At 71.5% G+C, this 14,045-nt stretch carries 11 protein-coding genes; 6 read left to right on the top strand and 5 right to left on the bottom strand.

What is annotated here, in order from left to right:
* The first annotated feature begins 2 nt into the window (after positions 1-2).
* Together ACGFNP_RS44315 and ACGFNP_RS44320 are read left to right on the top strand one after the other, a co-directional pair.
* Positions 3-1,448, top strand: a complete 1,446-nt coding sequence (locus ACGFNP_RS44315; RefSeq protein ID WP_358323906.1) for an LCP family protein — start codon at positions 3-5, stop codon at positions 1,446-1,448.
* Positions 1,449-1,521: 73 nt separating this feature from the next.
* A complete protein-coding gene (locus tag ACGFNP_RS44320; protein WP_358323909.1) occupies positions 1,522-1,818 on the top strand; it encodes a DUF3817 domain-containing protein in 297 nt (98 codons plus the stop codon).
* Between the two features lie 29 nt (positions 1,819-1,847).
* Here the strand turns inward: ACGFNP_RS44320 and ACGFNP_RS44325 are convergent, their stop codons facing one another.
* A complete protein-coding gene (locus tag ACGFNP_RS44325) occupies positions 1,848-2,411 on the bottom strand; it encodes a TetR/AcrR family transcriptional regulator (protein WP_393329358.1) in 564 nt (187 codons plus the stop codon).
* A gap of 594 nt (positions 2,412-3,005) precedes the next feature.
* Here ACGFNP_RS44325 and ACGFNP_RS44330 point away from each other — a divergent pair.
* Positions 3,006-5,084 (top strand): alpha-galactosidase, encoded by a 2,079-nt coding sequence (locus ACGFNP_RS44330; protein WP_393328995.1) that lies wholly within the window; start codon positions 3,006-3,008, stop codon positions 5,082-5,084.
* Here the strand turns inward: ACGFNP_RS44330 and ACGFNP_RS44335 are convergent.
* A complete protein-coding gene (locus ACGFNP_RS44335) occupies positions 5,059-5,886 on the bottom strand; it encodes an AraC family transcriptional regulator (RefSeq protein WP_358323917.1) in 828 nt (275 codons plus the stop codon). The genes ACGFNP_RS44330 and ACGFNP_RS44335 overlap by 26 nt on opposite strands.
* Before the next feature lie 91 nt (positions 5,887-5,977).
* Between ACGFNP_RS44335 and ACGFNP_RS44340 the strand changes: the two genes are divergently transcribed.
* Together ACGFNP_RS44340 and ACGFNP_RS44345 are read left to right on the top strand one after the other, a co-directional pair.
* Entirely contained in the window at positions 5,978-6,730 is a 753-nt protein-coding gene (locus ACGFNP_RS44340) for a phytanoyl-CoA dioxygenase family protein (RefSeq protein ID WP_358323920.1), read from the top strand.
* A gap of 190 nt (positions 6,731-6,920) precedes the next feature.
* Positions 6,921-7,700: an SDR family oxidoreductase gene (locus tag ACGFNP_RS44345; RefSeq protein ID WP_358323923.1), complete on the top strand. Its 780-nt coding sequence runs from the start codon at positions 6,921-6,923 to the stop codon at positions 7,698-7,700.
* Between the two features lie 92 nt (positions 7,701-7,792).
* On the opposite strand, the gene ACGFNP_RS44350 is transcribed toward ACGFNP_RS44345, so the two are convergent.
* Positions 7,793-8,542, bottom strand: coding sequence for a cupin domain-containing protein (locus tag ACGFNP_RS44350; protein ID WP_393328997.1), 750 nt, complete (start codon positions 8,540-8,542; stop codon positions 7,793-7,795).
* Positions 8,539-9,558, bottom strand: a complete 1,020-nt coding sequence (locus ACGFNP_RS44355) for a LacI family DNA-binding transcriptional regulator (RefSeq protein WP_393328998.1) — start codon at positions 9,556-9,558, stop codon at positions 8,539-8,541. Before ACGFNP_RS44355 ends, ACGFNP_RS44350 begins: the two co-directional genes overlap by 4 nt.
* A 206-nt stretch (positions 9,559-9,764) precedes the next feature.
* Here ACGFNP_RS44355 and ACGFNP_RS44360 point away from each other — a divergent pair, with 206 nt between their 5' ends.
* Complete coding sequence (locus ACGFNP_RS44360; protein ID WP_393328999.1) at positions 9,765-12,083, top strand: glycoside hydrolase family 3 N-terminal domain-containing protein; 2,319 nt, start codon at positions 9,765-9,767, stop codon at positions 12,081-12,083.
* Between the two features lie 10 nt (positions 12,084-12,093).
* Here the strand turns inward: ACGFNP_RS44360 and ACGFNP_RS44365 are convergent, their stop codons facing one another.
* On the bottom strand, positions 12,094-13,962 hold the full coding sequence (locus tag ACGFNP_RS44365) for a bifunctional copper resistance protein CopD/cytochrome c oxidase assembly protein (RefSeq protein ID WP_393329000.1): 1,869 nt from the start codon (positions 13,960-13,962) through the stop codon (positions 12,094-12,096).
* Positions 13,963-14,045 lie beyond the last annotated feature (83 nt).

The raw sequence follows: 14,045 nt of genomic DNA on the forward strand, positions 1-14,045 counted from the left end.
CCGTGATCGGCTGGACAATCGCGTCGATCGTTCTGCCGGGTGCCGCGCATGTGCGCGCCGGACGCAAGCGCACCGGTCTGATCATGATGGGGATCTTCGGTGTGCTGCTGATCGGTGCCGTGATCGCGCTGATCAACGTCAAGGCGCTGGCCGGCCTGCTCCTCGACCCGACCTGGCTGACCGTGATCATGAGCCTGTGCGTGGTGGGCGGGCTCGCATGGGCCGCAGTCGTGATCAGTTCCTACATCGTGCTGCGTCCCAGCAAGCTCGGCAGCCGGGGTCAACTCGCTACGGGCGCGGTCGCGGGCCTGCTCGCGGTAGCCGTGGCACTGCCGTTCGGACTGGTCGCCACCACTGCCCACACCTCCGACGACGCGATCGGCTCCGTCTTCAAGGCTTCACCGTCCCAGCCGATCGATCACAAGGATCCGTGGCGAGGACGTGATCGGCTCAACATCGCGCTGCTGGGCGGCGACGGCGCGGCCTCCCGCAAGGGGGTGAGCATCCGCACCGACAGCATCAACGTGGTCAGTATCGACGTCCACACCGGCGACTCAGTGGTCTTCGCGCTACCGCGGGAGTTGGAGAACGCACCGTTCACGCCGGGCTCCGCACTGGCCAGGCGATTCCCGCCGCCGAAGAACTTCTGGCTGCCACCGGGCCAGGGCCGCGGCTCCGCCGACCTGATCAACGGCATCTGGGCCTACGCCGACATGCACCCCGAGGTCGTGGGCCACTCCCCCGACCGCGCCCCGGAGGCGACCAAGAACGCGCTGGGCCAGATCCTCGGCATCAAGATCGACTACTACATGCTGGTCAACATGTGGGGCGTGGCGCGCCTGATCGACGCTCTCGGCGGCGTCACCATCAACGTCGAGCAGGACATCTGCTACGGCGTGGGCCGCGCCGACGGCGGCGTGGTCAAGGCCGGCAACCGCACCCTCAACGGCACCCAGGCTCTCTGGTACGGCCGGGCCCGCGACCATCCGGGCAGTACCTGCGCGGGCGGCGACAACCGCACCCGGATGCGCCGCCAGCAGTGCGTGATGAGTGCCATGCTCAACCAACTCAACCCGAGCAACGTGCTGCTGAAGTTCAACGCCCTGGCCAAGGCGGCCAAGGAGACCTTCCGCACCGACGTCCCGCGTGGCCTGCTGCAGGACCTGGTCCCGCTCGCCCAGCAGGTCAAGACCGCCCGGGTGTCCAAGCTGAACTTCGTTCCGCCCGCCTACAACCCGGCGTACCCGAATTATCCGCTCATCCTCAAGACAGCGAAGGCCGCCATCGCGCGCTCCCGCGGCTCGAACCAGACTGTCCGCGCCGAAGGCGCCACCCCTTCTCCTTCCAGTACGGCTACCGCCACGCGCTCGCCGCGTCAGGGCGTCAAGCAATCCAGTCGGCTGGACACGCTGGGCTCGTCATGCGTGCCCACGAACAAGGGAACCTAGCCGGCCTGGCAGGTGACCCGGCCTTCCTCTACAGCCTGTAGAGTATGCGCGATATTCGGGTGAAGGGTGGAGCATGCTGCGCTGGTTCCGGGTCGTGGCGGTGGCCGAGGCTTGCTCGTGGGCGGGGCTGCTGGTCGGGATGTTCTTCAAGTACGTGGCCGCGACCGGCGAACTCGGGGTCAAGGTGTTCGGGCCGATCCACGGGGCGCTGTTCGTGCTGTACGTGGTCGGAGTGCTGCTCTCGGCACGAGAGGCGGGCTGGAGCCGAGGCGCGGTGGTGCTGGGCCTGGCGTGCGCGGTGCCGCCGTTCACCTCACTGTGGTTCGAACGGCGGATGGCGGCGCGCGCGATGGCCGGTCAACCCGCCTGACCCGGACCGGTGGCGTAAAGACGGCGTGATCATGGCACGAGCAGGGCGTTCAGTTCGTCGTCGATCAGCAGGCCGGGGTCGATCTTCATGCCGGTGAAGTGGCCGGCGAGTTCGAGCGAGAGCACGCCGTGCAGGCGGGTCCAGAAGGACAGGGCGCGATGCAGCGTCGCGGCGTCCGCCGGGTGGCCGGAGGCCCACTCACGGTGAGTCTCCAGGTGGGCGTCGAATGGTGTCGCCGGCTTGTCCGCCGACACCGCGCCGCAGACCTCGAGCAGCACCGTCATGACCTCGAATGAGATCTTGGTGGTGTCGTCGGGTGCCTGGTAGCCGGGGACGGGCGTGCCATAGATGAGGAAGTACCGCTGTGGGTCGCTCCGGGCCCATTCCCGGATGACGCGGGCCAACCCGATCAGGTCGGCACCGGAGTCGGACGCCGCCCGGACGGTGTCGGCGATGCTTCGGTAGGCGTCGCGGATGAGTGCGGTGATCAGCTCGTCCCGGCCGGCGAAGTACCGGTACAGGGCGGGACCGCTCATGCCCATCTGCTTGGCGATCGCGTTGAGCGAGAGCGCGGCCACCCCCGCTGTGGCGATCTGTTCCCACGCCTGGCCGCCGGGAGGACTGGCCGGCCTGGCAGGAACCCGTCACCAGCGCGAAGCGGCTGGACCAGGGACCGCTGCGGAAGGACTCGCGGTTCCGGTGGACCACCCCGGCACGCGCGACGCCCACGACCCCCGCCACCACCCTGGTCATCACCTCCACCGTCAAAGACGTCCAGCAGGGCACGTGCGTCCGCTGGAGCGGACCGGCGATCGGCAAGGGGCTGAGCATCGACGAGGGCGTCCACGTCTGGAACTTCATCAAGGTCAAGGGCGGTGTCATCGTCCGCACCGAGGAGAGCTGGACCGGCGATCAGATCGAGGCAGACCCGGAGACCTCCATCAAGTACCTCGCGCCAGGTCTCGACTTCTGGCTGGCCGCCCTCAAGGCCACCGCCGAGGCCCGCGACCGCCGCAACTGAGCCAACGGTCGTCCCGCCACCGCCAGAGGACTCCACATGAGCAACGCCGCTTCGCGCGGATCGCCGCCCAACGGCGGCACCTGCTCGCCGGTCGACGAGCGCACCGTGCGAACCTCTTACACGAAAGCGGGCCCGGTGCCCGTCCGAGTGTGAGGAGCCCCCCGACGTGTCCCCCGTGATTCTCTCCGCCGCAGGCGCCTGTCTCGTCCTTGACGTCACGGGCTCCGGCCTGCCGCGAGTGCGCCATTTCGGCGCCGACCTCGGCGTGGTCGCCGAGCCGCACCTCCTGCCCGCGCTGGCGTCGCTGACGCCCGCACCGCCACTGGTGCCGGTCCAGGGCGACAGCTGGTACGGCAGGCCGGGCCTGGCCGGAGCCCGTACGTCCGGGAACTGGCCGGTCAGGTGGAGCCTTGAAACCCCGGTCGAGGCGCGGTCCGTGCCCGGTTCGGGCGGCAGCGTGACCGTGACCGCATCCGACGAGCGAGCCGGACTCCGGCTGGTGAGCGAGCTGGCCATGGACGCCCAGGGCGTGGTCACGATGCGGCACGCGCTGACCAACACCGCCGCCGACCCGTACCGCGTGGACGGGTTGACCTGCGCGTTGCCGCTGCCCGCGCGGGCGGATGAGCTGCTCGACTTCACCGGGCGGTGGGCGCTGGAGAAGGTGCCGCAGCGCAGGCCGCTGGCCTACGGCGTCTGGTCGCGGGAGAACAGGCGCGGGCGCACCGGCCACGACGGCACGGGCCTGCTGGTGGCGGGGACCGGTGGGTTCGGGTTCCGGCACGGTGAGGTGTGGGCGGCGCACGCCGGGTGGAGCGGCGACCACGTCCACTACGTCGAACGGCTGCAGGAGGGCGTGACGCTGCTGGCCGCGGGCGAGCTGCTCGCGCCCGGCGAGATCATCCTGGGCGAGGGCGAGACGTACGAGACCCCGCTGGTCTATTTCACCTGGTCGGACGCCGGGCTCGACGAGGCCGGCGGGCGGCTGCACGGCCACCTGCGCGCGCGTGGCCCGCGCCCGGCCCGCCCGGTCACCCTGAACAACTGGGAGGCCACCTACTTCGACCACGGCCTCGACCGGCTGCTGGCGCTGGTCGACCGGGCCGCGGAGGTGGGGATCGAGCGGTTCGTCCTCGACGACGGCTGGTTCCGCGGCCGCCGCGACGACCACGCCGGGCTCGGTGACTGGTACGTCGACGAGCAGGTGTGGCCCGACGGGCTGCACCCGCTGGCCGCGCACGTGCGCAAGCGCGGCATGCAGTTCGGGCTCTGGTTCGAGCCGGAGATGGTCAATCTCGACTCCGACCTCGCCCGCGAGCACCCCGAATGGGTGCTCGGCCGCGCCGACCGGCTCCCGCCGCCGCAGCGCAACCAGCACGTGCTCGACCTGGCCCGGCCGGAGGTCTTCGACTACCTGCTGGAACGGCTCGACACGCTGGTGGGCGAGTACGCGCTGGACTACATCAAGTGGGACCACAACCGCGACATCGCCGAGCCCGTCCACGACGGCGTGGCGGGCGTACACGCGCAGACCCTGGCGGCCTACCGGCTGATCGACGAGCTGCGCCGCCGCCATCCGGGGCTGGAGATCGAGTCGTGCTCGTCCGGCGGCGCGCGCGTCGACTACGGCATCCTGGCCCGCACCGACCGGGTCTGGACCTCCGACAGCAACGACGCGCTCGACCGGCAGGCCATCCAGCGCTGGACCGGCCTGCTCGTACCGCCGGAGCTGATGGGCAGCCACGTCGGCGCGCCCCGCGACCACGTCACCGGCCGGTCACTGCCGCTGTCGTTCCGCTGCGCCACCGCGCTGTTCGGGCACATGGGCGTCGAGTGGGACCTGACGTCGGCGAGCGACGCCGAACGCGAGGAACTGGCGGAGTGGATCGCCCTGCACAAGCGGCTGCGGCCGACGCTGCACGGCGGGACCGTGGTCCGGGCCGACCATCCCGACCCGGCGGTGCTGCTCCACGGTGTCGTCCGGGGTGGGCACGCGGTGTTCGCCTGCGTCCAGCTCGCCTCCCGCGTGGCCACGGGCCCGGCCCCGCTGCGCCTGCCCGGCCTGGACCCCGAGGCCGTCTACGAGGTGCGGGTGGCGGGCCGCCTGCCCTCAGGTGTCGCGCTGCCGGAGTGGACGGCCGCCCCGGTACGCCTGCGCGGGTCGGTCCTGGCCGGGCTCGGGCTGCCGTCCCCGGCGTTGAAGCCCGCTACGGCACTGGTCATCGAGCTGGAGCTGGTGCGCTGAACCTGGCCCGGTAGTCGGACGGGCTCATCGCGAAGGACTGCCGGAAGCGGCGGCTGGCGTAGTTGGGGTCGCTCCACCCCACCTGCCTGCCGATCGCCGCGACCGGCAGGTCCGTCTCGATGAGCAACGCCGCCGCGCGTTCGGCGCGCAGCCGGTTCAGGTAGGCCATCGGGGAGATCCCGAGCTGGGCGGTGAACGTCCTGGCCAGGTGCGCGGACGAGACGTGCGCGAGCGCCGCCAGGTCGTCCACCGACCAGCTCCGCCGCGGGTCGCCTTCCAGCTCCTGTACGGCCAGCAGCACGGCGGGGTGCGTCCCCGCGCCGCGGGCGGCGGGTTCGCCGAGCGAGGCCGCGGCGCCGCCCAGCAGGCACAGCAGCGCTCCGACCTGCGTGATGTGCCCGCCAACCGCCGCGGGAAGCGCGGCCTCCACCACCGCGAGCGCCCCATCGTCCAGCCGCGACACGTGTCCCGAGGTGTGCAACAGCCGGCCGATGTGCGGTTCGGCCCGCAGCCAGGCCAGCTCCCGCTGGAACATCTCCGGACCGACGTACACGTTGTGCACCACCAGGTCGCGGCACGCGCGGTAGCCGTGCCAGTCGCCGGGTCGCAGCAGCGCGACCGAGCCGCGGCTCAACTCCTGCTCCCCGGTGACGGAGACGTGCGTGGCCGTGCCGCCGACGACCACGGCCAGCTCCAGGAAGTCGTGGCTGTGCGCGCCGTTGTCGGCCGCCAGCTCGTGCCGCTCGGCCACCACGGCGGGCCGGTCGGGGGTGAAGACGTCGTCGCGTCGTACTCGGTGCACATCAGGATTGTGCTATGCACGAGCACCCCCGTCCTAGCCCGCCCCCCGGTCGCCCCGAGAGAGTGGAGGCACATCGACAAGGGAGAAAGACATGCTTGACGACGCTCAGGTGGCCGCCTACCGGCGTGACGGTTTCATCCACGTACCCCAGGTGATCTCGCGGCCGGAGGCCGAGCGGTACGCCAAGGCGGCGCTGGCCGCGCAGGAGACCGTGCGGGACAACCGCGAGGGTGCCATCTTCGTCCAGCTGCTCCAGCTCTGGCAGCAGGACGAGACGCTCCGCGAGCTCACCCTGCACCCGGGGCTCGCCGCGCTCGCGACCCGCCTGGCGGGCGTGCCGTTGCGGCTCTGGCACGACCAGCTGCTGATCAAGCAGCCGCACAACGGCGCGGCCACCGAGTTCCACCAGGACCAGCCGTACTGGCCGCACTCCGGCTCGCGACACGCCCTGTCGGCCTGGATCGCGCTGGTCGACGTGCCCGTCGAGCGGGGCTGCATGACGTTCCTGCCCGGCTCACAGGACCTCCAGGACCTGCGCGCCCAGGACCTGTCGGACGAGCAGGATCTCTTCCGGGTGGCGCCCGAACTGCGGTGGCGGCAGCGGGTGACCGTCCCGTTGAAGGCGGGAGACTGCACCTTCCACAACTCGTACCTGGCGCACACCGCCACGCCCAACTTCACCGACGACCCGCGCATCGCGCACGTGGTCATCTACATGGACGCCGACGCGGTCTTCGCCACCGAACCGGCACACGTGCTGACCGATCCCCTCGGCCTCACCCCCGGCCTGCCCCTGCCCGACGAGCACTTCCCGCCGTTTTCCGCCAGCACGTCGACGTCCTGACCCGCCACCGACCAAAGACCAGTAAGTCCCAAGTCGTCTAGGGCGTTGCCGCGCCCTGCTCCGTGATTCCAGCCTTGGCCGAAGCGGGCTCCAGGGCGAAGCTTCAGTCACATGACTCAAGACCGCGACGTCGCTCCCCACCTAGAGTCCTGTTAGCGATCGCCACCCAAAAGTGAGAGGCAGGACCGCGATGGATCTCGGGCTACAGGGCAAGGTGGCCGTCGTCACCGGCGCCAGCAGGGGCATCGGGCTGGCGGTTGTGCGCGCCCTGGCCGGTGAGGGCGCGCGGGTGATCGCCGGAGCTCGCAAGTCGTCCGCCGAGCTGGACGAACTGGCCGCCGCGCAGGGGGTGCGCGTCTTGCTGGGTGACCTCACCGGGCCGTCGGGGCCGGCCGAGCTCGTCGAGGTCGCCGGTGACCGGCTCGACATCCTGGTCAACAACGTGGGCGGGGCGCCGGCGCGGACGGCGGGATTCCTGAGCGTCACGGACGAGCAGTGGCTGGCCTCGATCAGCCTCAACCTGATGCCGGCGGTCCGGGCGACGCGGAGCGCGCTCCCGCTGATGCTGGCCGGGGGCGGCGGGTCGATCGTGAACATCAGCTCGGTCAACGCGTCGCTGCCCGATCCGGCGGTGATCGACTACAGCGCCGCGAAGGCCGCGCTGTCCAACTTCTCCAAGGCGCTGTCCAAAGAGGTCGGCGGCCGGGGCATTCGGGTCAACACGGTCAGTCCGGGGCCGGTCGAGACGGCGCTGTGGTTCGGCGAAGAAGGCGTCGCCGCGACCGTCGCCCGGGCCACCGGATCGGCGGCCGGGGACATCGTCGCCAAGGCCGCGCACGACTCGGTGAGCGGCCGGTTCTCGCGTCCGGAGGAGGTCGCGGACCTGGTGCTGCTCCTGGCGAGCGACCGTACGGCGAACGTCACGGGCGCCGACTTCACCGTGGACGGCGGCCTGGTGCCGACCTGGTGACCACCCGCCGCAGCCGGACCGGGGGTCAGAAGCTCGACCCGCTCACATCGGCCGCTTCGAGGGCACCGAGCGCTTCAGGCGCTTCAGGTGCTTCAGGCTCCGGGCGCTTCAGGGCCTTCAGGGCCCGAGTGGACCAGTGGATGGGCGACATCGTGGGTGCGGAGTCGGCCGCACATGCCCCAGCGGGCTTCGGGTGGCGCTTCGAGGAGGGTGGCGCCCTGGAGGTGCGTCCCGTCGCCGCGCTCCAGCGCGTCGAGCACCTCGGCGGTGCGGCGGGTCTCTCGGGCGACGGTGTCCTCCCAGGTACGGCGCCAGCCCGCGACGGCGGGGCGCACCAGCGCGACCGCGCTGTCATAGAACGCCTGCAGAGGTCCCGGGTCGCCGTCGGAAAGGCTCTTGGCCAGGCGCAGGAAGCCCTCCACGGCCAGGTCACGACGGCGCCGGACAGCGTCCTCCGCCTCTTCCCCGACCGGTAGGGTGGCCGCCTCCCGGTAGCGGGCCGCGTCGCCCACGATCTCCGGCGGGAACGTCATCACCGCGTCACCGGCCTCGGGCAAACCGGCGTTCTGCATGACCACGACCACCTCCAGACCGCCGCGGTTGATCGCCCGATGAATCGTCCCCGGCGTGAACCACACCGTCGAACCGGTACTCAACTCCGTCTCACGGAAACCGTGCACATCCAACGTCTGCAACGCGCCACGCCCGCCGATGACCACATAAGCCTCGGTGGAAGCGGTGTGCATGTGCGGGGTGCCGCCTTCGAGGCCGTCCTGGCACGTACCGGAGTAGACCGACAGGCGGGTGACCGACGTGCCTCCGGGAAAGGCGGGTGCCGTCATTGCTCTCCTCCGTGGGGGCGCGCGGTGCTGCCTCTGACGATGAGGGATGTGGCGAGCTCGATCCGGGTGCCGGCCGAGCCCTTGCGGTGAGTCAGCTCTTCGGTGATCAGCCGGACCGCCTCGTTGGCCATGTCGTCGAGTGGCTGGCGGACCGTGGTGAGCGGCGGGGACATCATCTCGCACACAGGAGAGTCGTCGAAGCCGACGACGGACAGCTCGTCGGGGATCCGGATGCCGCGCTCGGCCGCGGCCTGGTAGACGCCGGCGGCCTGCAGGTCGGAGCCCGCGAAGATGGCCGTGGGGCCGTCGGGGTGGTCGAGCAGTTCGGCGCCGAACGTCTTGCCGCCGGAGACGAGGAAGTCACCGAAACGCGTGAGGCCCGGCCTCGGCTCGACGCCGAAGGTGCGGTGCGCGGCGAGGTAGCCCTCGTGGCGGTCGAGGCTGCACTGCGTGTCGAGCGGCCCGCCGATGAAGCCGATCCGCTCGTGCCCCAGCTCGAGGAGATGGGTCGTCGCCATGACCCCGCCCGACCAGTTCGTGGCGCCGACGGTCGAGAGGCGGGGGTCGCGCTGGCCGACCGGGTCGAGGAGGACCAGCGGGACCCGCAGCAGCTCCTCGACCGCCGCGATCTCCTCCTGGTTGGCGCGCGAAAGCACGAAGACGATGCCGTCGGTGCTCCGCTTCCGCACGATCCCGATCCAGCGCCGCAGGTCGAAGTCGGGCCGCGCGGACGAGGTCACGACGAGCGAGAACCCCCAGCGCGCGGCCGCCTGCTCCGCGCCCTTGACGAGAACCTCCGCCCAGGGCGAGCCGAGCCCGTCGATGAGCAGGTCGATGAGGCCGACCCGGGGTGTGCTGAGCGGGCGGAGCGCTTCGTATCCGGAGGCCCGGACCGCTTCGAGGACCTTGTCGCGGGTGGCGGCGGAGACGTGCTTCTTGCCGCTCAGCACCTTCGAGACCGTCGGCACCGACACTCCGGCCGCCACCGCGACGTCGGAGAGGGTGGGTCGGGGCACAGGACCTCCCGGTGGGCGTGATGACACTTTCGGAAAATCTGTCAGCCCATGGCTGCTGGCCGACCTGGGCTGTTGAGGGGCGGTTGACACCCCTACAGGCCGGAGCCTAGCGTAACCGCACGGCAATGTCACGGTAATTTATCCGAAATTCAGCCGAAAATTTTCTGCTGCAATACCTCGGCACTATCAACAGTGAGGGTGCGTGCATGACGATCGATGAGCGCCGAGCGCGGCGCGTCGGTGACCTGCTGGCCGACATGTCGCTCGACGAGAAGCTCGCGCAGCTCGTGGGCGTGTGGCTGAACGTCAATCGCGAAGAGGGGGTCGTCGCGCCGCTGCAGGATTCGATGCAGGGAGAGGACGTCGCCTTCGAGGAGTTCGCCCGCCACGGCCTCGGGCAGATCACCCGCCACTACGGGACCCGGCCTGTCGATCCGGAGTGGGCGAGCACCCTGCTGGCCGCGCGGCAGCGATGGCTGCTCGACCACACCCGCCTCGGCGTGCCGGCGCTGGCGCACGAGGAATGCCTCACCGGTCTGGCGGCCTGGCGGGCCACGACCTATCCGGTCCCGCCGGCGTGGGGCGCCTCGTTCGACGCCGAGCTGGTCGAGCGGATGGGCCGGCAGATCGGGGCGAGCATGGCCGCGCTCGGCATTCACCAGGGGCTGGCCCCCGTGCTCGATGTGATGCGCGACCAGCGGTGGGGCCGGATCGAGGAGTGCGTTTCCGAGGATCCGTACGAGGTCGCGACGATCGGGGCGGCGTACGTGCGGGGACTCCAGTCCGCGGGCGTCATCGCGACGTTGAAGCATTTCGTCGGCTATTCGAACTCCCGCGCCGGCCGGAACCTGGCCCCGGTCCACGCGGGGCCGCGTGAAGTGTCCGACGTGCTGCTGTTCCCCTTCGAGGTGGCGGTCCGGGACGCGGGGGCGGGCTCGGTGATGAACTCCTACGCGGAGATCGACGGGATTCCGGTCGCCGCGGACGCCCACTACCTCACCAGGATTCTGCGCGACGAGTGGGGCTTCGAAGGCACCGTCGTCGCGGACTACTTCGCGGTCGCCTTCCTGCACACGTTGCACGCCGTCGCGTCCGACGCCGAGGACGCGGCCGTGCAGGCGCTCACGGCGGGCATCGATGTCGAGCTGCCCACCGGGGTGGCCTATCTGGAGCCGTTGAAGCAGGCCGTGTCGAGCGGGCGGATCGCCGAATCGCTGATCGACCGGGCGCTGCGCCGCGTCCTGCTGCAGAAGGCGGAGCTCGGGCTGCTCGACGACGACTATGAGCCGGCCCCTTCGGGACCCGTCGACCTGGACGGCGCCGAGTCCCGGGCGCTGGCGCGGCGGCTGGCGGAAGAGTCCATCGTGCTGCTGACCAACAACGGCCTGCTCCCCCTCGGTGACCGCGCGGGCCGGCGCGTCGCCGTCATAGGCCCGAACGCGGACAGCGTCACCGCGCTGTTCGGCTGCTATTCCTTCGTCAATCACGTCCTGCCGCACTTCCCCGGCGTCGAGCCCGGCATCGAGTCGCCCACGCTGCTGGACGCCCTGCGGACGGAGTTTCCGGACGCGGTGCTCCAGGTCGAACCCGGCACGGGTGTCGATGACGGCGACCGCACGGGCATCGCCGGCGCGGCGCGTCTGGCGGCCGACTCCGATGTGGTGATCCTCGTGCTCGGCGACCGCTCGGGCCTGTTCGGCCGGGGCACCTCCGGCGAGGGCTGCGACGTGGACACCCTCGACCTGCCCGGGGCCCAGCAGGAGCTCGCCGACGCGGTCATCGCCACGGGCACACCGGTCGTGGTGGTCCTGATGACCGGCCGCGCCTACGCCGTACCGGGCATCCTGCGCGAGGCCGCCGCCGTGGTGCAGGCGTTCTTCCCCGGAGAGGAGGGCGCGGGGGCCATCGCCCGGGTGCTCAGCGGCGCCGTGAACCCGTCGGGCCGGCTGCCGATGAGCATGCCCGGCTCGGTGGCCGGCCAACCGTACAGCTATCTGCATCCCCGGCTCGGCGCGGCCAGCTCGGTGAGCAACGTCGACCCCGCTCCGGAGCTGGGTTTCGGCCACGGGTTGAGCTACACGAGCTTCGCCTACGACGACGTGGCCGTGGCCGGGACCGCCCCGGCGGCGGACGGGTCGATCCGCTGCTCGGTCGTCGTGCGCAACGCGGGTGACCGGGCGGGCGCGGAGATCGTGCAGGTGTACGCGTCGGACGTGGTCGCCTCGGTCACCCGGCCCGTCGCCCAGCTCGTCGGGTACGCGCGCGTCGAGCTCGACCCCGGTGAGCGCGCGTCGGTCGGCTTCGAGGTGCCGACGCGGCTGCTGGCCTTCACCGGGCGCGACGGCCGGCGCGTCGTCGAGCCCGGCGAGGTGACGGTGACCGTCCGCCGCTCCGTCACCGAGGTCGTCGCCGAGCGGCCGGTGACGCTGACCGGGCCGGTGTACGAGATCACCGGCGCCGAACGGCGGTTGACCACGGTCGACGTACAGAAGCCACATCACTCCGAGAAGGGACATGCGTCATGACCGTGGTCGTTCAGACGAGGGTCCTCCTCTGCTGAGCGGCCCGCCGCCATGACGCCAGCCGTACCGCCGACGCCCCGAGCACCAGGATCGCGGCGATCAGCACCGTCAGCCCGGCGGCCCGCTGATCGGCGGACAGGTCCGACACCCCCGGCGGCGACACCAGCGTGAACCAGTCCAGGCCCACCCCCGGCCCGAACAGCAGGACCAGCCCGAGCGCGAGCGGCACCACGGCGACCACCGCGAACAGCCGCGCCCGCGTCACCCAGGTGACCGGGCGCGGCAGCGGATCCACCCCGGTCAGCACCCAGAAACACACCATCCCGGTGCAGAACAGCAGGGCCAGGGTGAGCAGGTGCGCCGCGTAGCTGTACAACGACTGCCCCAGCCAGCCGGTCCCGTACAGCAGCGCCACGGGCACGACCTGCAGCGCCGCGACGGTCACGGGGTGGGTGAGGCGCGCGGCGAGGCAGCTGTCCAGGATCGCGCGGGTCACGTCGCCGTACTGCGAGCGGTCGGTGGTGGTCTGGGCGGCGAGCGTCAGCGGCGCGCCGAGCGCCAGCAGCAGCGGCGCCACGAGGGCGACCAGGCCGTACTGCAGCGCCTGCGCGGACAGCATCGCGCGGGCGTAGCCGCCCACGCCGCTGAGCAGGGCGAACGCCAGCACCGCGAGCCCGGCCAGCCACGCGGCGGTACGGCCGGGCGGCCACGGCACCCCGTCGCGGGCCAGGCGGCGCAACCCGATGAGGTAGCCGATCGCGGGGAGGGCCAGCAGGAGCAGGATCAGCGGGTCCAGCCGGACCTCGGTGACCAGGTTGCCGATCGAGAAGGGCGGCAGGTCGAACTCCAGCAGGAGGTGGTCGTGACCGCCACCGCCCTCCGAGGGCGGCGGCGGGGTGCGCGACAGACCCACGGCCAGCCCGACGGCCGCCACCATGACGATCGCCTCACCGGTGGCCAGCCGGATGAACGTGTGCCGCACCGGACGTTCGGCCAGGCCCGCGACCGTGCGGCGGCGATGGTGCCGGCCGAAGGCGCCCAAAGCCACCAGCGCGGCCGTCTTGGCCAGGATGAGCAGGCCGTAACGGCTCTGCCAGAGCTGGGCGACGGCGTCCAGCCGTACCCAGGCACTGGCCACACCGGACACGGCCACCGCGGCGAAGCAGGCCAGCGCCAGCGTGCTGAACCTGGGCACCACCTCCGCCAGCCGGTCCGACCGCCGGAAGTGGACCAGCACGGCGACCAGGCCGCCCACCCACACGGCCACCGTCACCAGGTGCGCCATCAGGGCGGAGATCGCGATGTCGTGGTCGCCGGCCGAGGCCGCGTGACCGACGTAGGCGGGCGGCAGCACCGCGAAGGCGGCGACCGCAAGCAGGAGGCCGTTCCACCAGGTCGAAGGCCCGAAGCTGGTGCCGATCGCCACCACCCCCGCCGCCGCGGCCACGATGAACAGCGCCTGGGTCTGCGGGACGGTGGTGCCGAACGTCAGGATCGACGGGTCCTCCAGCAGATCGGCGAGCGGCAGGCCGGTGACCTCCGAGATCGTCAGCAGGTACATCGCGGCCGCGGCGACAGCCCAGCCCAGCGCCCACCGACTGGCGGCCCGCAGGCAGGCGGCGGCCTCCGGCGTGCCGCGCGGGGCCAGGAACACGGCGGCGACCAGCGTTCCCACGGTGGCGAAGGCGCACAGGTCATAGACGAACCGGGCCAGGGGCAGGCCCCAGTCGGTGATCGGTCCCGCCTTGGGCAGGCCCGGGATCTCCTGCGCCGGCAGGCTTCCGCCGAACAGCAGGGCCGCGACCAGCACCAGAAGTCCGGCGGCCACGGCGACAACGGCGTAACGGCGGGCCGTCGACGGCCCGCCTCGGGAAATGGACACGGCTGCTCAGGTGCGGGCGGGCAGAGGTCGACGGCATGCGAGGGTGGACGTCATGGTGTTCTCCACGTGGCTGCGGGGTGAGG

Source organism: Nonomuraea sp. NPDC049269 (assembly GCF_043197155.1).
Taxonomy (GTDB): Bacteria; Actinomycetota; Actinomycetes; order Streptosporangiales; family Streptosporangiaceae; genus Nonomuraea.